Raw genomic sequence first — 25,687 nt, 5'->3', positions numbered from 1 at the left:
GCGGTCGAACTCGGCGCTTGGATAGGGTAGGTTGGCGTGCGAGATGTAATCGATTACACAAGCGGGGGGCGGATGGACAGGGGCAACACGTCGCGTTGGTTGACGATTCCACTATTGCTGGGCGCGCTGCTGCTGGCGTCCTGTAAACAGGCCGAGGAACCCAAGGTGGCCGAAAAGAAGGCGCCGGTGAAAGTCATCCTGATCGAGGCGCAGTTGCCGCCCAAACCGGTCAAGCCGCCGCTGCCGCCGCTGTTCTCGGACATCGAACGCCGCACCTTCCAGTTCTTCTGGGACACCACCAATGAACTCAACGGACTGTCCCCGGACCGGTTTCCGTCGCGTCCGTTTGCCAGCATCGCCTCGGTCGGGTTCGCGCTGACCGCGTATCCGATCGGCATCGAGAACGGCTGGGTCAGCCGCAATCAGGCGATCGACCGCACCCTGACCACCCTGAAATTCTTCCGCGACGCGCCGATGGGGCCGCAGCGGACCGGTCGGGCCGGGTACAAGGGCTTCTACTACCACTTTCTCGACATGCAGCAGGGCAACCGCTACGACAGCTGGGTCGAACTGTCGAGCGTGGACACCGCACTGCTGATGATGGGCGTGTTGTTCACCCAGTCGTATTACGACGGCGAGGACCCGCGCGAAAAAGAAATCCGCCAGATCGCCGACACGCTCTACAAGCGCGTGGACTGGCGCTGGCTGCAGCAGCGTGCGCCGCTGATCTCGATGGGCTGGTTCCCCGAGAGCGGCTTCATCGACCACGACTGGATGGGCTACAACGAGGCGATGATGCTGTACATCCTCGCGCTGGGCTCGCCCACGCACGGCGTCGACCCGGAAGCGTGGACCAGCTGGACCCGCACCTACAACAACGACTGGGGCGTATACCAGGGCCAGGAATACCTGTCCTTCGGCCCGCTGTTCGGCCACCAGTACAGCCATGTCTGGATCGATTTCCGCGATATCCAGGACCAGTACATGCGCGAACGCGGCATCGACTACTTCCTCAACAGCCGCCGCGCCACCCTGGCCCAGCGCGACTACGCCATCGACAACCCGATGAAGTGGAAGGACTACGGCGAGAACGTCTGGGGCCTGACCGCCGGCGACGGCCCGCAGAACACCAGCCAGGAATACCGCGGCGAGCAGCGCCAGTTCCGCCATTACTCCTCGCGCGGCGCCGGCCTGCGCGAGAACTTCGACGACGGCACCATCGTGCCGTCGGCGGCGATCTCCTCGATCGTGTTCGCCCCGGAAGTGGTGATCCCGGCCACCGAGGAAATGCACAAGCGTTACGGCAACTTCCTGTATTCCAGTTACGGGTTCCTGGACTCGTTCAACCCCAGCTTCAATTACGACATCCCGCTCAAGACCGGGCGCATGGTGCCGGACCGCGGCTGGGTGGCCAGCGATTACATCGCCATCGACCAGGGCCCGATTCTGGCGATGATTGCCAACTACCAGAACGAATTCGTCTGGACGGTGATGAAAAAGAACCCCTACATCCGCGCTGGTCTGGAACGCGCCGGCTTCACCGGTGGCTGGCTCACGCCCGAGGGTGAGCCGCAGCCCTTGCCGCAGAAGGACGAGCAAAAGGCGGCTGCCCGCTCGCTGGGCATGGCCGAATCGCGTGCCGCCGCCGCCCAGGCCCAGCAAGACCCCTCGCAACGCCAAAAACCCGAGTAATCCGTGCGCCTTTTGAAACTGTTGATGCTGGCCGCCGCCTTGTGTGCAGGTGCGGCGGGATGTAATCGCTCCGACCCCGCCAAGACCACCGTGCGCTTCTGGGCCATGGGCAAGGAAGCCGAAGTGGTCGCCGAGCTGGTGGCCGACTTCGAAAAGCAGAACCCGGACATCCACGTCGATGTGCAGAACATCCCGATGACCGCGGCGCACGAAAAGCTGCTCACCGCCTTTGCCGCCGACGGCTTGCCGGACGTGTGCCAGCTCGGCAACACCTGGCTGCCGGAATTTGCGCTGCTCGACACCCTGGAGCCGATGCAGCCGTATGTGGCGCGCTCGACGATCGTCGACCCGGCCGACTACTTTCCTGGCGTGTGGGACACCAACGTGGTCGATGGCACGCTGTACGGGGTGCCGTGGTATGTGGACACGCGCCTGCTGTTCTATCGCAAGGATCTGCTGCGCGAGGCCGGCTATAGCGAAATGCCCAAGACCTGGGCGGAGATGGAACAGGTGATGGCGGCGATCAAGCGCAAGGTCGGCCCCGACCGCTACGCCATCCTGATGCCGCTCAACGAGTTCGAACAGCAACTGTCGTTCGCGCTGCAGCAGGACGACCGCCTGCTGCGCGACCACGACAACTACGGCAACTTCCGCGGCGCAGGTTTCCGCAAGGCGCTGGGCTTCTACGACGGCATGTACCAGAAGGGCTGGGCGCCGAAGGTCTCCGAGACCCAGGTGTCCAACGTCTGGTACGAATTCTTCAATGGCTACTACGCGTTCTACCTGTCCGGGCCCTGGAACGTGCGCGAGTTCAAGCTGCGCCAGCCGCCGGGCATGGAAGGCAAGTGGGGCACCGCTGCATTGCCTGGGCCGAACGGCCTGGGTGCGGGCATTGCCGGCGGCTCCAGCCTGGTGATCTTCAAGTCCTCGCAACGCAAGGACGCCAGCTGGAAGCTGATCGAATATCTGTCGCAGCCGCAGGTGCAGGCGCGTTTCCACGCCATCATCGGCGACCTGCCGCCGCGCCGCAGCACCTGGAAGTTGCCGTCGCTGGCCAACGACGAACTGGCGCATGCCTTCGGCGACCAGCTTGAGCGGGTCAAGGCCACGCCCAAGGTGCTGGAGTGGGAGCGAATCGTGCAGGAAATGCGTCTGGTGACCGAGCGCGTGGTGCGCGGCGGTCAATCGCACGACGCCGCCGTGCAGGAACTGGATCAACGCGTTGACGAGATTCTGGCCAAGCGCCGCTGGATCTTCGAGCAGGAGGGCGGGCATGTCGGTCCGGCCGGTGAGGGGGCCACACCCGCGGTAGCGCCGTCTGCAGAAATCGTCACGCCAGCCGCCGCCGCGGGCCAGGGAGCCGCACCATGATGAAACGCAATTCCGTCGCCGGCTGGGTGTTCGCCGCGCCGTCGATCATGGTGCTGGGCATGTTCTTCGGCGTGCCGGTGTTCGCCGCGCTGGTGCTCAGCGTCACCGACTTCGACCTGTACGCACTGGCCGACAGCAGCCATCTGCGCTTCGTCGGCCTGGGCAACTACGTCGAACTGCTGCAGACGCCGCTGTTCTGGAAGTCGCTGTGGAACACCACGTATTTCGTGCTGCTGGGCGTGCCGATGTCGATCGGCGTCTCGCTCGGCGCCGCGCTCCTGCTCAATGCCAAGGCCTCGCGCTTCAAGGCGCTGTTCCGCACTGCCCTGTTCGCGCCGGTGGTGACCACCCTGGTGGCGGTGGCGGTGATCTGGCGTTACCTGTTCCACATCAAATACGGCCTGGTGAACTTCGGCCTCAGCCATCTGGGCATCGCTCCGATCGACTGGCTGGGCGACCCGCGCTGGGCCATGCCCACCATCATGCTGTTCGCGGTGTGGAAGAACTTTGGCTACAACATGGTGATCTTCCTGGCCGGGCTGCAGGCGATCCCGCAAGACCTGTACGAGGCCGCGCGCATCGACGGCGCCTCGCGCTGGAAGCAGTTCCTGCACATCACCTTGCCGATGCTCGGCCCGGTGCTGATGGTGGTTGGCGTGATCACCATTTCCGGCTATTTCCAGCTGTTTGCCGAACCCTACGTGATGACCCGCGGCGACCCGCTCCAGAGCACCGTCAGCGTGCTGTATTTCATGTTCGAAGAAGGCTTCAAGTGGTGGAACCTCGGCCGTGCATCGGCAGTGGCGTTCCTGTTGTTCCTGATCATCCTGGCGGTGACCACCGTGATGTTGCGCTTTGGCCGCAAGAAGGACCTGATATGAGCCGTGATGTCGGCGAATCGCGCTGGAATGCCGTGCTGATCAACGGCGGCCTGCTGGTGCTGGCCCTGATCAGCCTGGCGCCGCTGCTATGGATGCTGTCTGTGTCGTTCATGCCCACCGGCGAGGCCAGCCGGTTTCCGCCGCCAATGCTGCCCTCGGCGTTCACCACCGCCAACTACCACGAGCTGTTTGCGCGCACCGGCATGGCGCGCAACTTCGCCAACAGCCTGCTGGTGTCCGGGCTGATCACGTTGGGCTCGCTGCTGATCAACACCATGGCCGGCTATGCGTTCGCCAAGCTGCAGTTCGTCGGCCGCGAGCGCATCTTCAAGATCCTGATGGCCGCGTTGGTGATCCCGGCGCAGGTGGCGATGCTGCCGCTGTTCCTTCTGATGAAGCAGCTGCACCTGGTCAACAACATCGGCGGGGTGGTGGTGCCGGCCTTGGCCACGGTGTTTGGCATCTTCCTGGTGCGCCAGTACGCGCGCAGCATTCCCGATGAATTGATCGAGGCCGCGCGCATCGATGGCGCCAGCGAGATGCGGATCTTCTTCCAGATCGTGCTGCCGATGCTCAAGCCGGTGCTGGTCACCCTGACCATCTTCACCTTCATGGGCTCGTGGAATGACTTCATGTGGCCGCTGATCGTGCTGACCGACCAGGAGCAATACACCTTGCCGGTGGCGCTGGCGGCGCTGTCGCGCGAGCACATCATGGACGTGGAACTGATGATGGCCGGTGCAGTGGTGACGGTGATTCCGGTACTGCTATTGTTCCTGGCGTTGCAGCGTTACTACATCCAAGGTCTTCTGCTGGGGAGTGTGAAGGGGTGAAACCGATCGTTCGGGCAGTGCTTGCCATGGCCGCCGTTGCCAGTGGTGCGGGCGTGGCGCAGGCGCAGGAGCGCGTGCTCGACGGTTTCAACGACATCGGCGCGTGGCGCCTGGTGGTCTCCAACCAGGTCAGCGGTTCGCTGCGGCCGGTGGCCACGACATCCGGCGGGCATGCGTTGTGCCTGGACTACAACTTCAATGGCGTGTCCGGTTATGTCGGCATCCGCCGCAACCTGCCGATCGACTATCCAGAGAACTACCGCCTCGGGTTTTCGCTGCGCGGCGACTCGCCGTCCAACGATCTGCAGGTCAAGCTGATCGATGCCAGCGGCGACAACGTGTGGTGGGTCAACCGGCCGGGCTTCACGTTTCCGAAGAACTGGACCACGTTCAACTACCGCAAGCGCAACATCGAAAAAGCCTGGGGCCCGGGTGCGGACAAGCAACTGCGCAGCAGCGCGGACGTGGAATTCACCATCTATAACAAGGTGGGCGGCAAGGGCACGGTGTGCTTCGATCGGCTGACCCTCACCCCGTTGCCGCCGGAAGACACCTCGCCGCTCAAGGCCGAGGCCATCACAGACACCGCGCCCGCGCTGGAACAACGCCTGGCCGACGGCAAGCCCGACACCTTCTGGCTCAGCGGCGCGGTCAAGCAACAGACGGTCACGCTGGACCTGGGCAAGGTGCGCGAATTCGGCGGCGCGGTGGTGCAGTGGGTGCCCGGCCTGCAGGCCTCGCAATATGTGGTGCGTGCCTCCGCTGATGGGCGCAGCTGGCGCGACCTGCGCACCGTCACCGCCGGTGCGGGCGGTACCGACTGGCTGGCGCTGCCCGATACCGAGGCGCGCTACCTGCGTTTCGATCTCAAGGACGGCCCCAACTGGCGCTACGGCATCAAGGAAGTGCAGTTGCAGCCGCTGGCATTCGCCGCAACGCCCAATGACTTCATCAAGTCGCTGGCCGCGCAGCTACCGCGTGGCAGTTATCCGCGCGGCTTCTCCGGCGAGCAGCCGTACTGGACCATCCTGGGTCTGGATGGCGGCACCGAGCAGGGCCTGATCGGCGAAGACGGTGCGGTGGAAGTGGGTAAGGGCGGTTTCAGTATCGAACCGTTCGTGGTCACCGGCGGCAAGGTGCTGCACTGGTCCGACGTCAGTAGCGAGCAGAGCCTGCAGGACGATTACCTGCCGATTCCCAGTGTCGATTGGCACCACGACCTGATGAATCTACGCGTCACTGCCTTCGTGCAGGGCACTCCAGATCAGGCGCAACTGGTCGCGCGTTACCAACTGCACAACACCGGCAAGGAGGCGCGGGACTTCACCCTGGCGCTGGCCGTGCGTCCATTCCAGGTCAACCCGCCGGCGCAGTTCCTCAATACCCTGGGCGGCGTCAGCCGGATCGACCAGCTGGCCGTGGACGGCGGCCAGGTCAGCGTCAACGGCAAGCCGCGCGTGTTCGCTGCGCAGCGCCCGGATGCCAGCTTTGCCAGCGCCTTCGACAGCGGCATGGACGTCAGCCATCTCACCGCCGCCACGCCGCCAACAGTCACCCAGGTCAAGGACGAAACCGGCCTGGCCTCGGGTGTGCTGCTGTATCGCTGGAAGCTGGAGCCTGGTCAGCGGCGTGAAGTGGCGCTGGTCATTCCGCAGACCGGCGCCACGCAGTTGCCGGCCGGCTTCGATGCCGACACGGCGCAGCAGCAGGTCGCCCAGCAATGGCGCAGCAAGCTCGATCGGGTGCGCATCAGCGTGCCGGCCGAAGGCAAGCCGGTGGTCGACACCTTGCGCACGGCGCTGGCGCACATGCTGATTTCGCGTATCGGCCCGCGCCTGCAGCCGGGCACGCGCTCGTATTCGCGCAGCTGGATCCGCGACGGCGCGATGATTTCCGAAGGGCTGCTGCGGCTGGGCCGCGAAGACGTGGTGCGCGACTATGTCGACTGGTTCGCGCCGTTCCAGTTCGCCGACGGCATGGTGCCGTGCTGCGTGGACGACCGCGGCAGCGACCCGGTGCCGGAAAACGATAGCCATGGCGAGCTGATCTACAACATCGCTGAGTACTACCGCTACACCGGCGACAAGGCGTTCCTGGAAAAGATGTGGCCGCACGTCACCGGCGCCTACGACTACATGGAAAAACTGCGCGCCAGCGAACGCACCGAAGACAATTTCATGCGCAACCCGGCGTTCTACGGAATGATGCCGGTGTCGATCAGCCACGAAGGCTATTCGGCCAAGCCGGTACATTCGTACTGGGACAACTTCTGGGCCCTGCGCGGTTACAAGGACGCCGCCATGCTGGCCGGCGCGCTCGACAAGCCGGATGACGCCGCCCGGTTCGGCGCCGCACGTGATGAATTTAGTGGCGACCTGATCGCCTCGCTCGGTGCAGCGGTGCGCCAGCACAACCTCGATTTCCTGCCCGGCTCGGCCGAACTCGGTGATTTCGACGCCACCTCCACCACCATCGCGCTCACTCCGGGTGGCGAGCAGCAGCGCCTGCCGCAGGAATTGTTGAACAACACCTTCGAGCGCTACTGGAAGGAGTTCTCCGACCGCCGCGACAGCAAGCGCGAATGGAAGGACTACACGCCGTACGAGTGGCGCAACGTGGCCGCATTCGTAAGGCTGGGCTGGCGCGAGCGTGCCTGGGATGCCACTGCGTTCTTCTTCAAGGACCGCGCGCCGCAGCCCTGGAACCAGTGGGCCGAAGTGGTCTCGCGCACCCCGCGCACGCCGTTCTTCGTCGGCGACCTGCCGCATGCCTGGGTGGCCTCGGACTTCGTCCGCTCGGTGCTGGACATGTTTGCCTACACCCGCGAATCCGACCAGAGCCTCGTGATTGCCGCCGGCACGCCGACGCGCTGGTTCGAGGGCAAGGGCATCGGCATCGCCGAATTGCGTACACCTTACGGCCGCCTCAACTACAGCTTGCAGCGCAGCGAAAAACAGCTGCAACTGCAGCTGCACCCCGGCTTGCTGATGCCGCCGGGCGGTGTGGTGTTTGCGTGGCCGTACCAGGGCGAACCGGGCAAGGCCAGCGTCAACGGCGAATCGGTCGACTGGCAGAATGGCGAGCTGCGCATCCAGCAGCTGCCAGCCACGGTGCAGATCTATGTGCCTAGCGCGGTGCGGCGGGCCGAGAAGACCGCGCAATGATGCTCGTGCCTTGTCCGCGACGGGCAGGGCAGTGGCGCCACCGCGGCCTGATGCTGGCCTCGGTGGCGCTGTTGGGGGCGTGCTCTGCGGCAGCCCAGGCAGGGCCGGCGGAAGTGCGGCTCCAGACCGATCAAGCGAAGCCGCGTGGCGCGGCCGCGGTGGTTGCCGGATCAGGGCCGGCGACTGCCTCCACCGCACAGGCGCGCGAGATGACCCTGGTCACGCTCAACCTGCATCACGACCGCGAGGACTGGCCAGGCCGTCGCGCGCATATCGCCAAGGAACTCAGGCAGCTGGCGCCGGACGTGATCGCACTGCAGGAGGTCATCGAGCGGCGCGGCAGCTTGGAAAACCAGGCCGTCTGGCTGGCGCGGAAGCTTGGGTACGCGGTCATCTTCGTCTCGGTCGATCCTGTCGGTGCGCCCAAGCGCTACGGCAATGCGCTGCTGAGCCGGCGCAAGGTGCTGGCGCGCCATGAGCGCCTGCTGCAGCCGCTGGACGACTATCGGGTTGCCGCGCATCTGCAGATCGATGTCGACGGCCAGCCGGTCAACGTCTACGTCACCCATCTCAATGAACGTGCCGATGCGCGCGGCACCGCCACGCGCACGCGCCAGGTCGGCGATCTGCTGGAGTTCATTTCCTCCACGAGTGCGCAGGCGCCGGTGGTGATTGCCGGCGACTTCAACACCGCCGCCGATGCACTGGATCTGCAAGCACTACGCAAGGGCTATGGCGACAGCTACGGCAGCGTGCATCGCACTAGCGATGTCACGGTCAGCACCTTGAACATGCACATCTTCGACAAGCCGGCGCGCATCGACCACGTGTTCTTCCAGCAGACCCGCCTACTCGCCCGCGAAGCACGCATCCTGTTCGACACGCCCTACGCCGAAGGTCGCTGGGCATCGGATCACTACGGCGTGTGGGTGCGCCTGCAGCTCGCGCCACCGGCGCAGTCCGCACCGAGCGACCGAATGCCGTAGGAGCGCACCCGGGCGCGACGGAGCGTTACCGATAACGCCCCGTCGCGCCCAGGTGCGCTCCTACAAGACAGCGCACTGCGGCGCCCTCACGCTCATCCATGCAGCCGATTGAAGATCTGCACACCCGCCAGCCACACCCCGGCCATGCTGCCGAAATTGGTCAGCAGGAACGTCAGCACCACGCGCGAGACGCGATTGCGATACCAGCCGCGCAGCGTCTGCGCATCGTCGCGCAAGGACAAGAAATCGCCATAGGCCGGCTTGCGCATATGCACTTCGACCAGTGCCGCGAACGCACCGGTCGGCACGCTCAGACGGAACGGCTTGAACGGTGCCACCACCGCGGCGGTGAGAATGCTCAACGGATGGCTGCCCGCCAGCAGGCAGCCCAATGCCGCCAGGCCGCCGGTATACATCGCCCACTGCAGCAGCAGGTCGGCGCCCATGCTCAGGCCACCGCGCCAGAAGCCGATCCCGATGCCGGCGATGATCACCGCCAGGATGCCCAGCGTAATCCAGGGGATGCGCTTGCGCTGCTGTACGTACTCCAGCGACTCGCGCAGCGGACCGGGTGCATCGGTGTCCTGCTCCAGATGCCGCGCCAGGCCGGCCAGATGGCCTGCACCGACCACTGCCAGCACCTCGTGCTGTCCGGCACCGGCTTCTTCGCGCAGACGCGTGGCCATGTAGCGATCGCGCTCGGCAATCACCGTCTCGTACAGCTCCGGACTTTCGCTGGCAAAGTCGCCGAAGCTCGCCTCCAGCATGTCGCCCTGCTTGAGCTTCTCGATCTCCTCTTCGCCGACTTCGTCAGCGGCGAACAGCCCGCCAAGCAGGCCGCCAGCCAACTTCATCTTGCCGAAGAAGCCCAGCCGCCCGGATGCACGCTTGAAGGTCAGCCCGACTTCGCGATCGATCAGATGCACCGGCAGCCCCTGCGCTCGCGCCAGGTTGACCGCCTCTTTCAATTCGGCACCCGGCTCGATGCCGAGCTGCTTGGCCAGGCGGCGCTGGTAGGCGGCCAGCGCCAGGTTCGCGGCGAACAGGGCCACGCGGCCCTTGCGGATCACCTGCACCAGATCCAGTCGGGCAAGAGCATCCGGGTCGCTGAGCGCCTGCAACCGCTGCGCATCCAGCTCCACGGCCACCGCATCGTAGCGGCCGCTGCCGATCGCACGTTGCACCGCCGCCACGCTGGCCAGCGACACGTGCGCGGTGCCCAGCAAGGTGTAACGCACGCCATCGCGTTCGACGATGCGGTGCGGCTGGCCGGACAGCGCATCGTCCAGAACGGGGGTGGTCTGCTCAGTCATTGGGGTATTCATCAGAAGGAGGGGCGGTGTCACCGGAGCCGAGCGGGCGCTGCATCTGCACGCCGTCCAACCAGCGGCCCTGCTTGCGGCCGATACCGGTGAACACTCCGACTGTGCGAAATCCAAAACGTTCATGCAGCCGTCGCGATGCCTGGTTGGCGGCATCGCCGATCACCGCAATCATCTGCCGGTAGCCGCGCTGTTCGCAGATCGAGATCAGCTCGCCCAGCAAGGCCTTGCCGATGCCGCGGCCTTGCATGTCGGCAGCGAGATAGATCGAGTTCTCGACCGTGAAGCGATACCCGGTGCGCGCACGAAACGCGCTGACATAGGCATAACCGACCACGGTCCCGTCGTACTCGGCGACCAGGTACGGGTAGCCCGCGTCCACGATCGCCTGCACGCGGGCCCGCATCTCTTCGCTGGAGGGCGCGCTGTATTCGTAGGTGTTGAACCCGGCGATCTGCTCCGCATAGATCGCTGTGATCGCCGGGATGTCCGCATCGCGGACTGCACGCAGCTCGACGGGCATGCGGTCAGTCGATGTAGCGCTTGAGCAGGTCGCCGTACGCATCGATGCGGCGATCACGCAGGAACGGCCAGATACGCCGCACATGTTCGCTGCGCTGCAGATCGACATCGCAGATCAGCACGGTCGGGTCCTGGCCGGCTTCGGCAATGAATTCGCCCTGCGGCCCCAGCACATGGCTGTTGCCCCAGAACTGGATGCCCGAGGCACCCAGCGGCGAGGGCTCATGCCCGACGCGGTTGCACGACAGCACCGGCACGCCGTTGGCCACCGCATGTCCGCGATGGCTCAGGATCCACGCATCGCGCTGGCGCTCCTGCTCGGCTTGCTGGTCGTTCGGGTCCCAGCCGATCGCGGTGGGGTAGAGCAGCAGTTCCGCACCGGCCAGCGCCATCAACCGCGCGGCTTCCGGATACCACTGATCCCAGCACACCAGCACGCCCAGGCGGCCGACCGAGGTGTCGATCGGCGTGAACCCCAGATCGCCCGGGGTGAAGTAGAACTTCTCGTAGAAGCCCGGGTCGTCGGGGATGTGCATCTTGCGGTACTTGCCGAGCAGGCGGCCGTCGGTTTCGAACACCACCGCGGTGTTGTGATACAGGCCGGCGGCGCGGCGCTCGAACAACGAGGCCACCAACACCACGCCGTGCTGCTTGGCCAGCGCTCCCAGACGGTCGGTACTGGGGCCGGGAATCGGCTCGGCCAGGTCGAATTCGTCCACCGACTCGTGCTGGCAGAAATACGCACCGTTATGCAGCTCCTGCAGCAGCACCAGCTTGGCGCCCTGCGCGGCGGCTTCGGCCACGCGCGACTCGATGACGGCCAGATTGGCCTCGGCGTCGCCGTGGTTGCGCTCCTGGATCAGCGCGACGGAAAGAGGGTGACGGGACATGGCATCTCATCCTGCAAGGTAGCGCACTACGGTAGCGCGCCATGGCATAACACCGGCCTGCCGGCCGGAACAAGAAACGACGCGCTGCCTGGAGCAGCCGTCGGGTCGACAACGGTCAGGCGGCGAGCAGGCCGGCCGGCACCTGCATGGTCAGGCAATGCAGGCTGCCGTTCTGCCAGATCAGCGCACGGCACGGCACTGCCACGATCTCGTGCTGCGGGAACGCCTGCGCCAGCACCGCCTGCGCCACCGTATCGGCCGGATCGCCGTAGGCCGGCATCAGCACCGCGCCGTTGACGATCAGGAAGTTGGCGTACGACGCCGCAAGCCGCCGGCCCTGGTCCAGGATCGGCTCGGCCCAGGGCAGCACGAACAGCCGATAGGGCTGGCCGTCGGCCTTGCGCAGGGCCGCCAGTTCATTGCCCATCGCCTGCAGTTCGGCGTAATGCGAATCGCCCGGCACATCGCAGCCCTGGTAGACGATCGCATCCGGGCCGGCAAAGCGCGCCAGCGTATCGATATGCGCGTCGGTATCGTCGCCTTCCAGGTAACCGTGATCCAGCCATAGCACGCGGTCCTGCGCCAGCCATGTGGCCAGATCGCTGCTCAGCGATTCGCGGGTGCGCTGCGGGTGGCGTTCGTGCAGGCACTTCCAGGTCGTCAGCAGGGTGCCGGCGCCGTCGGTTTCAATCGCGCCGCCTTCCAGTGCAAAGTCCACCGTCTGCACCGGCGTCGGCACAAACACCTGCGCGGCCTCCAGCGAGCTCACCAATTGATCGTCCAGGCTGGCCTCGAATTTGCCGCCCCAGCCGGTGAAGCGGAAATCCATCAGCCGGAAGCCGCCATCCTGGCGCAGCGTGATCGGGCCCGAATCGCGCAGCCAGGTGTCGTTGTAGGCAGCGACCACGAAACGCACGCGTGCCATGTCCACCCGCGCCGAACGCAGCCGTGCTTCGGCGTAGATCTGCAGATCGTCATCGGCCACGCAGATGACCACCGGCTCGAATCGGGAAATCGCCGTCACCAGCGCGATATAGGTCTCTTCCACATCGGCCAGGCGCTCGGCCCAATCGGTACCGGCATGCGGCCACGCGAGCAGCACGGCGGATTGAGGTTCCCACTCGGCGGGAAAACGAAGACGGTCGGTCATGCCTGGCAATTACTCTTCTTGGTGTGCGGGCAGCCGCCTGCACGTTCATCGGTCTCCCGCAGGCGAATGCGGGCTCTTGCAGCCCGGGCGTGCATGGACGCGCCCGGGCTTGGTACAGATTCGCAGCAGCGCATGTCCGGCTGCTGACGGGCGCAACGCACCTCACGCCGCATACCGTGATGGCCGCAGGTGCGGCGCGCAGGCGCCAGCAACTGCGGCTGCGTTGTCGTCAACGGATCGGCGGCTTCGGCCCGATTTCGTTGGCATCGGCCTTGTTGGCCACCACGTCGATCACCTTGCTCTTTTCGAAGTACACGGTGAACGCCGGATACACCCAGCGATGGATGGTCGGCCACTGGCGCTTCTGGCCGCCGCGCGGGTCGAGCTTTTCCGTTGGCGCGCCGTAGCGGCCTTCGACCTGGCTCATGCTGTCACCACGCAAGGGCAGGGCGGCGGCAGGCTTCTGCTGTGCACGATCGACCAGCAGCGTATCGGCCGACGCGACGGCACTGATCCCCATCAGCGCGATTGTCAGCACGATCGGCGGCATCACAAACAAACGGTTGCGCATGTCATCTACTCCCCAGTGGACAAGATTTCAGATGGTGATTACAGCAAAAAACCAGCACCCGCGTTGCGTCTTGATGCAATGACCGCCCGGCAGGCGCGGAGACCTTCCGCCACGGGCGAAGCACTGCCGACGTGAAGCAGCGGCCAAGAAAAAACCGCCCGGAGGCGGCTTTCTCGGGTCTTGCACGCGCCGTAAAGGCTTAGCGCTGACGCGCCTTGAAACGCGGGTTCGACTTGCAGATCACGAAGACCTTGCCGCGGCGGCGGACCACCTTGCAGTCGCGGTGACGGGTCTTCGCAGACTTCAGGGAGGACAGGACTTTCATGGCACACCTCGGTGTAAACGGTTGGGTTCGATGGAAGAGTGCCCGCGTTCGAAGGGTGCACTCGCAATTAAGCCGGCAATTCTAACCGGCTTTTCGTCGTGCTTTCAAGTGGTTGCAGCGCAATCGTGGCGTGCGGCGCTACACTACCGTCTGATGCCGCTCCCGGAAGCCTGAATGACCGACCTTTCACCCGTCCTCACCATCGATGGTCCCTCCGGCGCCGGCAAGGGCACGGTCAGCCGGATCGTAGCCGCCCGGCTGGGCTGGCACTATCTCGATTCGGGTGCACTCTATCGTGCGGTAGGGGTGGCGGCGAGCTGGGCCGATCTGGATGTCTCCGACCCGGCCGCCCTGGTGCGCTGCACCTTTGACACGAAGGTGGAGTTCGACGACGCGGGTGAGGCAGGCTTGCGGGTGCTGGTCAACGGGGTGGACGCCACCGGCGAATTGCGCCTGGAAACCACCGGAGCCCTGGCCTCGGCGATCGCCGCGATCCCGGAGGTGCGCAGCGCGCTCAAGGAACGCCAGCGCGCATTCAGGCGGGCGCCCGGGCTGGTCGCCGACGGGCGCGACATGGGCACGGTGATCTTCCCGGACGCCGCCTTCAAGGTCTTCCTGACCGCCAGTGCCGAAGAACGTGCGGGCCGTCGCCATAAACAGTTGATGGAAAAGGGTGTTTCGGTTATCTTTGACGACCTGCTGCGCGAGATCATGGCTCGAGATGCCAGAGATGCGCAGCGGGTGGTGGCGCCATTGCGGCCGGCCGAAGACGCCGTGCTGATCGATACCAGCGGAATCGGGATCGAGGATGTCGTCCAGCGTGTGGTTGCGGTGATCGCTGCCCGCACGCCGTCGTAAGCGTTCCGCAAGCGGGCCTGTCCCGCCGACCGTAAGGCGTTCCAAGGCTCCGTCGCGCATCCTGCGTGGCGGTTCTACTACTTCCAAACCGACTCGTTGTTGGGGTCGACCAACAGGCTGGGCGGTCCGTCTCTGTCGCACCCCGACGACCGGCGCCCGTGTGTTCAACTGAGTAAATCCAAATGACAGAATCTTTTGCTGAACTGTTCGAAGCCAGTCAAGCCAATCTGGCGAAGCTGAAGCCGGGCTCGATCGTCACCGGTACCGTCGTGGAAGTGCGCGGCGACGTGGTGGTGATCAACGCTGGCCTGAAGTCCGAAGGCATCGTGCCGATCGAGCAGTTCCGTAATGACGCTGGCGAGATCGATGTGGGCGTGGGCGACCAGGTCAAGGTTGCGCTGGACTCCATCGAAAACGGCTTCGGCGAAACCGTGTTGTCGCGCGAGAAGGCTAAGCGCGCGATGGTGTGGGACGAGCTGGAAGAAGCGTTGGAAAAGAACGAAACCATCACCGGCCGCATCAGCGGCAAGGTCAAGGGTGGTTTTACCGTGGACATCAAGGATGTCCGCGCGTTCCTGCCCGGTTCGCTGGTGGATGTGCGCCCGGTGCGCGACCCGGCCTACCTGGAAGGCAAGGAACTCGAGTTCAAGCTGATCAAGCTGGACCGCAAGCGCAACAACGTGGTTGTGTCGCGTCGTGCAGTGGTCGAGAGCGAGCACTCGGAAGAGCGCGAGCAGCTGATGGACAAGCTGCAGGAAGGCGCGATCCTGAAGGGTGTCGTCAAGAACCTGACCGACTACGGCGCATTCGTGGACCTGGGCGGTATCGACGGCCTGCTGCACATCACCGACATGGCCTGGAAGCGCGTGCGCCATCCGTCCGAAGTCGTCAATGTCGGCGACGAGCTGGACGTGCGCGTGCTGAAGTTCGATCGCGAGCGTAACCGCGTCAGCCTCGGCCTGAAGCAGCTGGGCGAAGATCCGTGGGACAACATCGCACGTCGTTACCCGGCCAACAGCCGCGTGTTCGGCAAGGTCTCCAACGTCACCGATTACGGCGCATTCGTCGAGATCGAGCCGGGCGTCGAAGGTCTGGTGCACGTCTCCGAAATGGATTGGACCAACAAGAACGTCAACCCGTCCAAGGTTGTGCAGGTTGGTGACGAAGTCGAAGTGATGGTGCTGGATGTCGACGAGGAGCGTCGCCGCATCTCGCTGGGCATGAAGCAGGTTGCCGCCAATCCGTGGGAAACCTTCGCTGCCACCCACAAGAAGAACGACAAGGTGTCCGGTCAGATCAAGTCGATCACCGACTTCGGCATCTTCATCGGTCTGGACGGCGGCATCGACGGCCTGGTGCACCTGTCCGACATCAGCTGGAACACCACCGGCGAAGATGTCGTGCGCAACTACAAGAAGGGCGACACGCTGGAAGCCGTCGTGCTGGCAGTTGACCCGGAACGCGAGCGCATCAGCCTGGGCGTCAAGCAGCTGGAGCAGGACCCGTTCGGCCAGTACATGGCGTCCAACCCGAAGGGTTCGAAGGTGGAAGGCGTGGTGCGTGAAGTGGATGCCAAGGGCGCCACGATCGACCTGGCCGATGGCATCGAAGGCTACGTCGCTGCACGCGACATCGCCAACGAGCGCGTCGACGATGCGACCCAGCACCTGAAGGTCGGCGACAAGATCGAAGCCAAGTTCGTGGGCATGGACCGCAAGGGCCGCACCCTGCAGCTGTCGATCAAGGCCAAGGACGATGCCGAAATGCGCGAGACGCTGGAGGAATATCAGTCTTCCGCTGCGTCGGGCGGCATGACCCAGCTGGGCGCGCTGCTGCGTGCACAGTTGAACAGCAACAAGTCCGAGTAAGCGCGTAGCGCTCTCGCGAGCGTGATGGATCGGCCCGGGCTTGCCCGGGCCGATTCCGATGTGTCAGTCGAAAAAAGCAAGTCTTCCCATGACCAAGTCCGAATTGATTGAAATCCTGGCGCGACGCCAAGCGCATCTGAAGTCGGACGACGTGGATCTGGCAGTGAAGTCGCTGCTGGAGATGATGGGGCAGGCGCTGTCCGATGGTGATCGGATCGAAATTCGTGGCTTCGGCAGTTTTTCGCTGCATTACCGTCCACCTCGTCTGGGACGCAATCCCAAGACCGGTGAATCGGTCGCGTTGCCGGGCAAGCATGTTCCCCATTTCAAGCCAGGCAAGGAATTGCGTGAGCGCGTCAGCTCCGTGGTCCCGGTCGATCTGGCCGGTGCGGCGGACTGACGGCGGCTCTCCCGCTGCGTTTATGTCGGCTCGGTTAAGCTAGGCCCCTTCCCGACGGAGTCTCGCGATGAAGGTGTTTCGCTTGTTGGTGATGTTGGCTTTCCTGTTGGTCGGCCTGGTCATCGGTGCCGTCAATTCGCAGGACATCACTCTCGATTTCCTGTTCTCCAGTGTGCATACCACCTCCGGAGTCGCGATCATTGCCGCGCTGCTGGTGGGTGTGTTGATCGGTGCCGGCATGGTGCTGGTCAGTGTGGTCATTCCCCTCTATTCCAAGCTGCGCCAGGCCAACAAGGCTGTTGCGGTCAGCCGCGCCGACGCCGGGCCGATCACGCCTGCCGCCGTCGAGCCGCGCCCTCTCGATGGACTCTAAGCACGTATGGACTTCCTGACCGAGTGGTTCTGGTTTTTCCTGTTTCTACCGTTGGCGGCATTGAGCGGCTGGATCGTCGGTCGACGCGGTGGTCAGCGCCACGGCGATACCCAGGTCAGTCGTCTGTCCAGCACGTATTTCCGCGGTCTGAACTATCTGCTCAACGAGCAGCCGGATAAGGCGATCGAGCTGTTTCTGCACATCGCCGAATTGGACAAGGAAACCTTCGAGACGCAGGTGGCACTGGGCCACCTGTTCCGCCGTCGTGGCGAGGTGGATCGCGCCATCCGCCTGCACCAGGGCCTGGTGCAGCGCGCCGACCTGACCGACCAGCAGCGGGTGCAGGCCCTGCTTGCGTTGGGCGAGGACTACATGAAGTCCGGTCTGCTGGATCGTGCCGAAACGGTCTTCACCGAACTTGCGCAGCTCGATCAGCGCGCTCCGCAGGCGCTGCGTCATCTGATCGGCATCTACCAGGCCGAGCGTGACTGGGAAAAGGCGATCGATAACGCCACCCGCTATGAAGAAGTCACTGGCGAGCCGATGGGCAAGCTGATCTCGCAGTTCGAGTGCGAGCTGGCCGACCGCTACCGCGGATTGGGCAAGGCCGATGAGGCCCTGCAGGCGATTGCGCGGGCCTATCAGGCAGACGGTACGTCGGTGCGCGCCGGCATTCTGGAAGGGCGCATCGAAGGCGAACGCGGCCACGACGAAGCCGCCGTGCGCGCGTTCGAGCGCGCGGCCCGGCATGATCCGGAGTACCTGCCGGAGATCATCCCGGCGCTGATGGCGGCATATCGCCGCGTCGGCGATATCGCCGGTGCGCGTAATTTCCTGTCGGAGATGACCGAGCACTATCGCGGCATCGCCCCGGTGCTGGCGCTGACGCAGCTGATGGAAGCGCAGGATGGCGTGGCGCCTGCGCTGGCGTATCTCGGCCGACAGCTCAAGGATCGGCCCTCGGTCCGTGGCGAATCGGCCTTGATCGACCTGACGCTTGCCGAAGGCAGCGATCCGGTGGGCACCTTGAACGATCTCAAGCACATCACCGACCAGTTGCTGGTGCGCAATCCCAGCTACCGCTGCACGCGTTGCGGGTTCGGTGCAAAGACCCACCACTGGCAGTGCCCGAGCTGCAAGGAATGGGGCACGGTCAAGCCGCTGCTGAACTACGCGGTGGTGTAAGGCGTGTTGGCGCGATCCAGGCAACCGACCTCCGGCCTTGCCCAGTCCTCGTGGGCGGGCGTTCGCGCCATGCGTGGGCGGGGCCCTGTGGTGATCCGCACGGCTCAGGGCTTGCGCGTGCGGCCCTCCACCATCAACGGCAGCCTGCAGTGTGGCTCGCTCTGCGCTGAAACAGCGAGCATGTGGCCCGGCTGCTGTGTCAGGGCCAGCGGCACCGTTTTGATGCAGCCGCCACGTGCCCGTGGCGCGTACCGTGGTGAGCCCCGCTGATGCTGCACGATTGGCTCTGGTGCGCGCTGCACTTGGTGGTCGCCGCGGTTGGCACGTGGCTGCTGCGGCGTTACGCGCTGCACCGCCGTCTGCTCGACCATCCCGGCGAGCGACGTAGCCATGTCGTGGCCACGCCGCGCGGCGGTGGCATGGCGATCGTCGTGGCTATTTTGCTGGGCTGCGCGACGGCAGGGGTGGCCTGGCCTGCCGTACGCACGGTGGTCGGCTGGTTTGCGGTCGGGTTGATCCTGGTGGCGGGAGTGGGTTGGTTGGACGACCATCGCCCGTTGTCGGCCCGGGTACGTTTTGCCATCCACCTGATCGCCTCCGCATCGCTCGGGCTGCTGGTCTTTCATTCCACCGGCGATGTTCTGGACGGCATCCTTAGCGCGGCCGCATCGGTCGTGCTGATCAATGTCTGGAACTTCATGGATGGCATCAACGGCCTGGCTGCCAGTCAGGCGGCGCTGGCCGCGCTGGCCTTCGCTGCCGTGGTCCCGGACGGGTGGTCCTTGGCCGGCCTGACAGTGGCAGCGGCGTGTCTGGGCTTCCTGCCGTTCAACTTCCCGCGCGCGCGGATCTTTCTCGGCGATGGCGGTAGCGGTGCATTGGGGTATGTGCTGGCCGCGCTGCTTGCCCTGAGCGTGGCGGGCGGACAACTCAGCTGGTGGATCGGCTGGCTACCCTTGACCGCCTTTCTTGTAGACGCCGGCTTCACACTGCTGACTCGCATGCTCGGCGGTCAGCGGTGGTGGGAGCCACATGCGCAGCATGTCTATCAGCGCCTGGCGCGCCGTCTTGCGACACACGTTCCGGTTACTGGTGTTTACTTCGCTTTCAGCGTCACTGCCGTCTGCTTGTTTGTGTTAATTCGTCATGATGCTTTCTGGCAGCAGGTTGTCGCCGCGCTCGTCTGGGGCGTTGGCGTGACTGCCATCTGGTTCTTTCTGCGCGATGGACTGCGCAATTCCTGAGTAACGGATTCCTATGATTTCCTGGCGTGACCGTTTGACCAAGGCGCTGCCGCAAGTGGCAGTGGTGGTACACGACCTATTGATGGTCTGGGTGTGCTGGCAACTGCTGCACGCGGGCCGTTACTCGATGCTGCGCGAGGCCCCCGATCTTCCGTTGTGGGACTGGCGCACCGGCGTGGTGCTGGTGGCGCAGGGACTGGTGTTCTGGAAGATGGGGCTGTACCGCGGACTGTGGCGCTTCGCGTCGGTGCCCGACCTCTGGAACATCTTCAAATCGAGCTTTCTCGGGCTGGTGGCCATCGTGCTGGCGCTGTCGTACGACCGCCTGGATGGGGTGCCGTTGTCGGTGCTGGTGGTCTATCCCTTCGCCCTGTCTGCGCTGCTGGGAACGCCGCGCCTGCTGTATCGCGCCTGGAAGGACTACCAGATTGCGCATTCCGGCGATACCGCGCAGCGCGTGTTGATTCTGGGTGCCGGGCGCGCCGCCGAAGGCCTGGTGCGCGATCTACGCCGCACCGGCACTTTCGTGCCGGTCGGCTTTCTGGACGATGCGGCCAACCTGCACGGTGCCAAGATCCAGGGCCTCAACGTGCTGGGTAACCTGGATGAGGCTGCCTCGATCGCCAAGGAAACCGCTGCCAAGCTGCTGGTGATCGCGATCCCGTCGCTGGACGCGTCCGGCATGCAGCGCGTGGTGGCGATCTGCGAAAGCACCGGGCTGCCGTTCCGGATGGTGCCCAAGCTGATCAATGTGCTGGAAGGGCGCTCGCTGCCGGGCGAGCTGAAGGAAGTGGCGATCGAGGACCTGCTCAATCGCAAGCCGGTCACGCCCGACTGGCGCCTGATCCGCGACTGGCTGACCAACAAGACGGTGATGGTGACCGGCGCCGGTGGTTCCATCGGCTCGGAAGTCTGTCGGCAATGTGCGCGCCACGGTGCCCGTCGCATCGTGTTGCTGGAGATCGACGAGCTGGCCCTGCTGACCATCGACTCGGATCTGCGCCGGCTGTTCCCGGACATCGAGGTGGTGCGCGTGCTTGGCGATTGCGGCGACCCGGCGGTGGTGGCGCATGCCTTGAGCACTGCGGCGCCCGACGCGGTGTTCCATGCCGCCGCCTACAAGCAGGTGCCGTTGCTCGAAGAACAACTGCGCGAGGCGGTGCGCAACAACGTGCTGGCGACGGAAAACGTCGCGCGCGCCTGTCAGCGTGCCCGCATCGAAACCTTTGTCTTCATTTCCACCGACAAGGCGGTCGAGCCGGTCAATGTGCTCGGTGCGAGCAAGCGCTATGCGGAGATGATCTGCCAGAGTCTTGACGCGCGCGATGCACCGACGCGCTTCATCACGGTGCGCTTCGGCAACGTGCTCGATTCCGCCGGCAGCGTCGTGCCCTTGTTCCGCGAGCAGATTCGCCAGGGTGGCCCGGTCACGGTGACGCATCCGGATGTGACCCGCTACTTCATGACCATCCCCGAAGCCTGCCAGCTGGTGATCCAGGCGGCGGCCTCCGCCTCGCATGGCGCGATCTATACGCTGGACATGGGCGAGCCCGTGCCGATCCGTTTGCTTGCCGAACAGATGATCCGTCTGGCCGGCAAGCAGCCGGGCAAGGATGTGGCGATTCTCTATACCGGCTTGCGCCCGGGCGAAAAGCTGCACGAGACGCTGTTCTATTCCGACGAAGACTACCGCCCCACCGCGCACCCGAAGATTCTGGAGGCCGGCGTGCGCGAGTTCTCGCACGAACAGGTACTGCAGCTGGTGACGCGTTTGCGTGAGGCGGTTAATCGCTATGACATCAAGGCAATGGAGACTGTGTTGGGCAGCCTGATGCCGGATTTCGCGGCTGCTCGACGGAAAGTCGACGCGCGATCTGATACGGTCGTTCCATTCCCCGCACGTGAGGTCAGAAGACTGTAATGAGCCAGCGTATTCGCAAGGCCGTATTCCCCGTCGCAGGTCTTGGGACCCGCTTTCTTCCGGCCACCAAGACGGTGCCGAAGGAAATGCTGCCAATCATCGACAAACCATTGATCCAGTACGCCGTCGACGAGGCCATCCAGGCCGGGTGCGATACGCTGATCTTCGTCACCAACCGCTACAAGCACTCGATTGCCGACTATTTCGACAAGGCCTACGAGCTGGAGCAGAAGCTCGAGCGTGCAGGCAAGCTCGAGCAGCTGGAGCTGGTGCGCCACGCGTTGCCGGAGGGCGTTCGCGCCATTTTCGTGACGCAGGCCGAGGCATTGGGTCTGGGCCATGCGGTGTTGTGCGCCAAGGCGGTGGTCGGCGACGAGCCGTTCGCCGTACTGCTGCCGGATGATCTGATGTGGAACCGCGGCGATGCCGCGCTGACCCAGATGGCCGACGTGGCAGAAGCGTCGGGCGGCAGCGTCATTGCGGTGGAAGATGTTCCGCATGACAAGACGGCCAGCTACGGCATCGTGTCCACCGACGCGTTCGACGGCCGCAAGGGCCGCATCAACGCGATCGTGGAAAAGCCCAAGCCGGAAGTGGCACCGAGCAACCTGGCCGTGGTCGGCCGTTATGTGCTCAGCCCGAAGATCTTCGATCTGCTCGAGTCCACCGGTGCGGGTGCGGGCGGCGAGATCCAGTTGACCGACGCAATCGCCGAACTGTTGAAGAAAGAGCAGGTCGACGCATTCCGTTTCGAGGGCCGTCGTTTCGACTGTGGTGCCCACATCGGCCTGATCGAGGCGACTGTGCACTTTGCCCTCGAGCACGAAAAGCATGGTGGCCCGGCGAAGGAAATCCTGCGCACTGCGCTGGCTCAGGCGGATGCACGCGGCTGAGGTCTTGCAGCAAGTGCTTTGAGAAACGGCGCCCTTGGGCGCCGTTTTTTTTGGGCCAGCGTGTCGCGCCGTGCCAAACGCAGGCTGGCAACCATCGAGGTGAGTTGTCCTGGCTTGACGGGGCAGGGCAGCGGTTGCGACGTCATGGAACGCCACGATCTGCGCAGCGTCGCAGGAACCGTTAGCAGGGTTTTGGCGGCAGCTCAGTGCTGCCGGCGGCGGCATACCTGCAGCGCGACCGGTGTGCCTGTGCCCGTGCCGCGGCGATGTCAGGGCGCGTGCTTGCGTTGTGCAGCGGCGAAGGCCTCCAGCTGCTCGGGCGTGGCATCTTTTTGATGCTGCTGCTTCCACTGCGCAAACGGCATGCCATAGACCGCCTCGCGTGCCTGGTCCTTGCTCATCGGCTGCCCCTGCGCTTCGGCCGCTTCGCGGTACCAGTCGCCCAGGCAGTTGCGGCAGAAGCCGGCAAGAATCATCAGGTCAATGTTCTGCACATCGGTGCGATCCTGGTTGAGATGCTGCAGCAACCGGCGAAATGCGGCCGCCTCGATAGCCGTGGTGGTCGGGTCGTTGCTCGAGGTGCTGATCGGAGTGATGTCGCTCATGACGGAATCGGGGACAATGGACGGCCTTCGACTCTACACCTGACGCCCCATGACCGCTTCCGCGCCAGCTGCTTCCGCTCCGGCCCGCCTTCTCGATGGCCGGCGCATTGCCGAGGAGTTGCTCGACGGCCTGAAGCTGCGGGTGGATGCGCGCGTGGCCGCCGGCAAGACACGGCCGGGCCTGGCGGTGGTGCTGGTGGGCGGCGATCCGGCCTCGTCGGTGTATGTGCGCAACAAGCGGCGTGCGGCGGAAAAGGTGGGCATCGAGGCCTTCGACTACGACCTGCCGCAGGGCACCAGCGAAGCAGAGCTGGCGGCACTGATCGACGAGCTCAACGCCGATCCCAAGATCCACGGCATTCTGATCCAGCTACCGTTGCCGGGCATTCCAGATGCCAACCGGCTGATCCAGCGGATCGACCCGCGCAAGGATGTGGATGGCTTCCATCCGCAGAACGTCGGGCACCTGGCATTGCGCGAATTCGGCCTGCGCCCGTGCACGCCGCGCGGCATCGTGACCCTGCTCGGGCATACCGATCAGCCCGTGCGCGGGCGCAATGCCACCATCGTTGGCGTGAGCAACCACGTAGGCCGCCCGATGGGGCTGGAGTTGTTGATTGCCGGTTGCACGGTGACCAGCTGCCACAAGTTCACTCCGGCCGACGTGCTGGAAGCCAGCGTGCGCAATGCCGACATCCTGGTGGTGGCGGTGGGCCGGCCCGGGCTGATCCCCGGCGAATGGGTCAAGCCGGGCGCGGTGGTGATCGATGTCGGCATCAACCGGCTCGAGGATGGACGCCTGGTGGGTGATGTCGGCTTCGACGCCGCCGTGCAGCGGGCCGCGTGGATCACTCCGGTGCCGGGTGGGGTCGGGCCGATGACAGTGGCCACGCTGATGCAGAACACCATCGAGGCCGCTGATGCGGCTGGGAGTGGGGATTCGGGATTGGGGATTCGTTAAAGGCAACGGCGAAGCGCATGCGTCGGCCGATCCGGACTGCGTCCGGGATCGGCGGGCCATCGGCATCCTGACGAACGCCGGGCGGTGCAGGGCGGCGCCTTTGCCGATCCCGAATTCCGATTCCCCACTCCCGGCCCCAATGCGTTAAAATGCCGCGCTTCCCCAAACTCGGGTCCGCCGATGCTACGCATCCAGGCTGAAGCTCTTACCTACGACGACGTCTCGCTCGTCCCCGCCCATTCGATCGTCCTGCCCAAGGATGTCAGCCTGGAAACCCGGCTGACCCGCGATCTGCGTCTGAAGCTGCCGATCCTTTCGGCCGCGATGGACACGGTGACCGAGCACCGCCTGGCGGTGGCCATGGCCCAGCTGGGCGGCATCGGCATCATCCACAAGAACCTGACCCCTGCGCAGCAGGCGGCCGAAGTGGCCAAGGTCAAGAAGTTCGAGTCCGGCGTCATCACCGAGCCGTTCACGGTGAGCCCGGACACCACCATCGGCGAGGTGATCGCGCTGACGCGTGCGCGCAACATCTCCGGCGTGCCGGTGGTCGATGGCAGCGAACTGGTCGGCATCGTCACCAGCCGCGACATGCGCTTCGAGAAGAAGCTGGACGATCCGGTCCGCCACATCATGACCAAGAAGGATCGCCTGATCACCGTGCGCGAGGGCGCCAGCGACGAGGAAGTGCTGGAGCTGCTGCATCGCAACCGCATCGAAAAGATCCTGGTGGTCAACGACAGCTTCGAGCTGCGTGGGCTGATCACGGTCAAGGACATTCAGAAGAAGACCGACAACCCCAACGCGGCCAAGGACAGCGCCACGCGACTGCTGGTGGGTGCGGCCGTGGGCGTGGGCGGTGATACCGAACAGCGCATCGAGCTGCTGGCCGCCGCCGGCGTGGACGTGGTCATCGTCGACACCGCGCATGGCCATTCGCAGGGCGTGATCGATCGCGTGGCCTGGGTCAAGAAGACCTACCCGCAGTTGCAGGTGATTGGCGGCAACATCGTCACCGGCGATGCCGCGCTGGCGTTGATGGATGCCGGTGCCGATGCGGTCAAGGTCGGCGTGGGCCCCGGCTCGATCTGCACCACGCGTGTGGTCGCAGGTGTGGGCGTGCCGCAGATCACCGCGGTGGATATGGTGGCCGAAGCGCTGCAGGACCGGATTCCGCTGATCGCCGATGGCGGCATCCGCTATTCCGGCGACATCGGCAAGGCGCTGGTGGCTGGCGCGTCCACGGTGATGGTCGGTGGCCTGCTGGCAGGCACCGAAGAGGCGCCGGGCGAGGTCGAATTGTTCCAGGGCCGCAGCTACAAGAGCTATCGCGGCATGGGCAGCCTGGGTGCGATGGAGAAGGGCTCCAAGGACCGCTATTTCCAGGACGCTTCCGACGCCGACAAGCTGGTTCCCGAAGGCATCGAAGGACGTGTGCCGTATCGCGGCCCGGTTGGCGGCATCATCCATCAGCTCATCGGTGGACTGCGCGCGACCATGGGCTATGTGGGCTGCGCCACCATCGAAGAGATGCGCACCAAGCCCAAGTTCGTCAAGATCACCGGCGCCGGCCAGCGCGAGAGCCACGTCCACGACGTGCAGATCACCAAAGAGCCGCCGAACTATCGCGCTGGATAATTGGGAATGGGGAATCGGAACTCGGGATCGTAAG

The 25,687-nt window shown here is 64.8% G+C and carries 23 protein-coding genes; 16 read left to right on the top strand and 7 right to left on the bottom strand.

What is annotated here, in order from left to right; translation table 11 throughout:
- The first annotated feature begins 72 nt into the window (after positions 1-72).
- The 6 genes from RZV17_RS11305 (at position 73) to RZV17_RS11280 (ending at position 8,927) form a co-directional block, all read left to right on the top strand.
- On the top strand, positions 73-1,692 hold the full coding sequence (locus RZV17_RS11305; protein WP_047694946.1) for a glucoamylase family protein: 1,620 nt from the start codon (positions 73-75) through the stop codon (positions 1,690-1,692).
- 3 nt (positions 1,693-1,695) lie between these two features.
- Positions 1,696-3,063 carry a sugar ABC transporter substrate-binding protein gene (locus tag RZV17_RS11300; protein WP_184440386.1) on the top strand — a complete coding sequence of 456 codons (1,368 nt, stop codon included), beginning with the start codon at positions 1,696-1,698 and terminating at the stop codon, positions 3,061-3,063.
- Positions 3,060-3,944, top strand: a complete 885-nt coding sequence (locus RZV17_RS11295) for a carbohydrate ABC transporter permease (RefSeq protein ID WP_081419495.1) — start codon at positions 3,060-3,062, stop codon at positions 3,942-3,944. The genes RZV17_RS11300 and RZV17_RS11295 overlap by 4 nt, the downstream gene beginning before the upstream one ends.
- Positions 3,941-4,777 carry a carbohydrate ABC transporter permease gene (locus tag RZV17_RS11290; RefSeq protein WP_039412596.1) on the top strand — a complete coding sequence of 279 codons (837 nt, stop codon included), beginning with the start codon at positions 3,941-3,943 and terminating at the stop codon, positions 4,775-4,777. Before RZV17_RS11295 ends, RZV17_RS11290 begins: the two co-directional genes overlap by 4 nt.
- Before the next feature lie 26 nt (positions 4,778-4,803).
- Positions 4,804-7,941, top strand: coding sequence for a discoidin domain-containing protein (locus tag RZV17_RS11285; protein WP_355603448.1), 3,138 nt, complete (start codon positions 4,804-4,806; stop codon positions 7,939-7,941).
- 62 nt (positions 7,942-8,003) lie between these two features.
- Positions 8,004-8,927, top strand: coding sequence for an endonuclease/exonuclease/phosphatase family protein (locus RZV17_RS11280; protein WP_355609328.1), 924 nt, complete (start codon positions 8,004-8,006; stop codon positions 8,925-8,927).
- Between the two features lie 92 nt (positions 8,928-9,019).
- Here RZV17_RS11280 and RZV17_RS11275 read toward each other — a convergent pair whose 3' ends face one another.
- The 6 genes from RZV17_RS11275 to ykgO form a co-directional block, all read right to left on the bottom strand.
- On the bottom strand, positions 9,020-10,240 hold the full coding sequence (locus RZV17_RS11275; protein ID WP_047694942.1) for a TraB/GumN family protein: 1,221 nt from the start codon (positions 10,238-10,240) through the stop codon (positions 9,020-9,022).
- On the bottom strand, positions 10,233-10,772 hold the full coding sequence (locus RZV17_RS11270; protein ID WP_047694941.1) for a GNAT family N-acetyltransferase: 540 nt from the start codon (positions 10,770-10,772) through the stop codon (positions 10,233-10,235). Before RZV17_RS11270 ends, RZV17_RS11275 begins: the two co-directional genes overlap by 8 nt.
- Before the next feature lie 4 nt (positions 10,773-10,776).
- On the bottom strand, positions 10,777-11,661 hold the full coding sequence (locus tag RZV17_RS11265) for a carbon-nitrogen hydrolase (protein ID WP_047694940.1): 885 nt from the start codon (positions 11,659-11,661) through the stop codon (positions 10,777-10,779).
- 115 nt (positions 11,662-11,776) lie between these two features.
- Entirely contained in the window at positions 11,777-12,811 is a 1,035-nt protein-coding gene (locus tag RZV17_RS11260; RefSeq protein ID WP_039564075.1) for an agmatine/peptidylarginine deiminase, read from the bottom strand.
- A gap of 229 nt (positions 12,812-13,040) precedes the next feature.
- Entirely contained in the window at positions 13,041-13,382 is a 342-nt protein-coding gene (locus RZV17_RS11255) for a hypothetical protein (RefSeq protein WP_039414634.1), read from the bottom strand.
- A 199-nt stretch (positions 13,383-13,581) separates the two neighbouring features.
- The gene (ykgO, locus tag RZV17_RS11250; RefSeq protein WP_005913193.1) at positions 13,582-13,707 is read right to left on the bottom strand and encodes a type B 50S ribosomal protein L36; all 126 of its coding nucleotides are present in this window, start codon (positions 13,705-13,707) and stop codon (positions 13,582-13,584) included.
- A 174-nt stretch (positions 13,708-13,881) separates the two neighbouring features.
- Here ykgO and cmk point away from each other — a divergent pair, with 174 nt between their 5' ends.
- The 8 genes from cmk to galU all read left to right on the top strand — a co-directional run bounded on the left by cmk (position 13,882) and on the right by galU (position 22,449).
- Positions 13,882-14,565, top strand: coding sequence for a (d)CMP kinase (gene cmk / locus RZV17_RS11245; RefSeq protein ID WP_039414613.1), 684 nt, complete (start codon positions 13,882-13,884; stop codon positions 14,563-14,565).
- Between the two features lie 182 nt (positions 14,566-14,747).
- A complete protein-coding gene (gene rpsA / locus RZV17_RS11240) occupies positions 14,748-16,433 on the top strand; it encodes a 30S ribosomal protein S1 (protein WP_016903550.1) in 1,686 nt (561 codons plus the stop codon).
- A gap of 88 nt (positions 16,434-16,521) precedes the next feature.
- A complete protein-coding gene (locus RZV17_RS11235; protein WP_355603441.1) occupies positions 16,522-16,833 on the top strand; it encodes an integration host factor subunit beta in 312 nt (103 codons plus the stop codon).
- A 67-nt stretch (positions 16,834-16,900) separates the two neighbouring features.
- Positions 16,901-17,206, top strand: a complete 306-nt coding sequence (locus RZV17_RS11230) for a lipopolysaccharide assembly protein LapA domain-containing protein (RefSeq protein ID WP_039409757.1) — start codon at positions 16,901-16,903, stop codon at positions 17,204-17,206.
- Positions 17,207-17,212: 6 nt separating this feature from the next.
- Complete coding sequence (gene lapB / locus RZV17_RS11225) at positions 17,213-18,391, top strand: lipopolysaccharide assembly protein LapB (protein ID WP_355603438.1); 1,179 nt, start codon at positions 17,213-17,215, stop codon at positions 18,389-18,391.
- Between the two features lie 269 nt (positions 18,392-18,660).
- Entirely contained in the window at positions 18,661-19,635 is a 975-nt protein-coding gene (locus RZV17_RS11220; RefSeq protein WP_355603435.1) for a glycosyltransferase family 4 protein, read from the top strand.
- A 13-nt stretch (positions 19,636-19,648) separates the two neighbouring features.
- Positions 19,649-21,556 (top strand): nucleoside-diphosphate sugar epimerase/dehydratase, encoded by a 1,908-nt coding sequence (locus tag RZV17_RS11215; protein ID WP_166751078.1) that lies wholly within the window; start codon positions 19,649-19,651, stop codon positions 21,554-21,556.
- Complete coding sequence (galU, locus tag RZV17_RS11210; RefSeq protein WP_047694937.1) at positions 21,556-22,449, top strand: UTP--glucose-1-phosphate uridylyltransferase GalU; 894 nt, start codon at positions 21,556-21,558, stop codon at positions 22,447-22,449. The genes RZV17_RS11215 and galU overlap by 1 nt, the downstream gene beginning before the upstream one ends.
- A 269-nt stretch (positions 22,450-22,718) precedes the next feature.
- Here galU and RZV17_RS11205 read toward each other — a convergent pair whose 3' ends face one another.
- The gene (locus RZV17_RS11205) at positions 22,719-23,054 is read right to left on the bottom strand and encodes a DUF1244 domain-containing protein (protein WP_047694936.1); all 336 of its coding nucleotides are present in this window, start codon (positions 23,052-23,054) and stop codon (positions 22,719-22,721) included.
- A gap of 49 nt (positions 23,055-23,103) precedes the next feature.
- On the opposite strand from RZV17_RS11205, the gene folD reads away from it, so the two are divergent.
- Both folD and guaB read left to right on the top strand, forming a co-directional pair.
- Positions 23,104-24,015 (top strand): bifunctional methylenetetrahydrofolate dehydrogenase/methenyltetrahydrofolate cyclohydrolase FolD, encoded by a 912-nt coding sequence (gene folD / locus RZV17_RS11200; protein ID WP_104579685.1) that lies wholly within the window; start codon positions 23,104-23,106, stop codon positions 24,013-24,015.
- A 180-nt stretch (positions 24,016-24,195) separates the two neighbouring features.
- Positions 24,196-25,653 carry an IMP dehydrogenase gene (guaB, locus tag RZV17_RS11195; protein WP_039409741.1) on the top strand — a complete coding sequence of 486 codons (1,458 nt, stop codon included), beginning with the start codon at positions 24,196-24,198 and terminating at the stop codon, positions 25,651-25,653.
- Positions 25,654-25,687: the final 34 nt, after the last annotated feature.

The organism is Xanthomonas cannabis (assembly GCF_040616535.1).
Lineage (GTDB): Bacteria > Pseudomonadota > Gammaproteobacteria > Xanthomonadales > Xanthomonadaceae > Xanthomonas > Xanthomonas cannabis.
The sequence above is the reverse complement of the archived record's forward strand: the minus strand, read 5'-3'. Positions and strand labels throughout refer to the sequence as shown.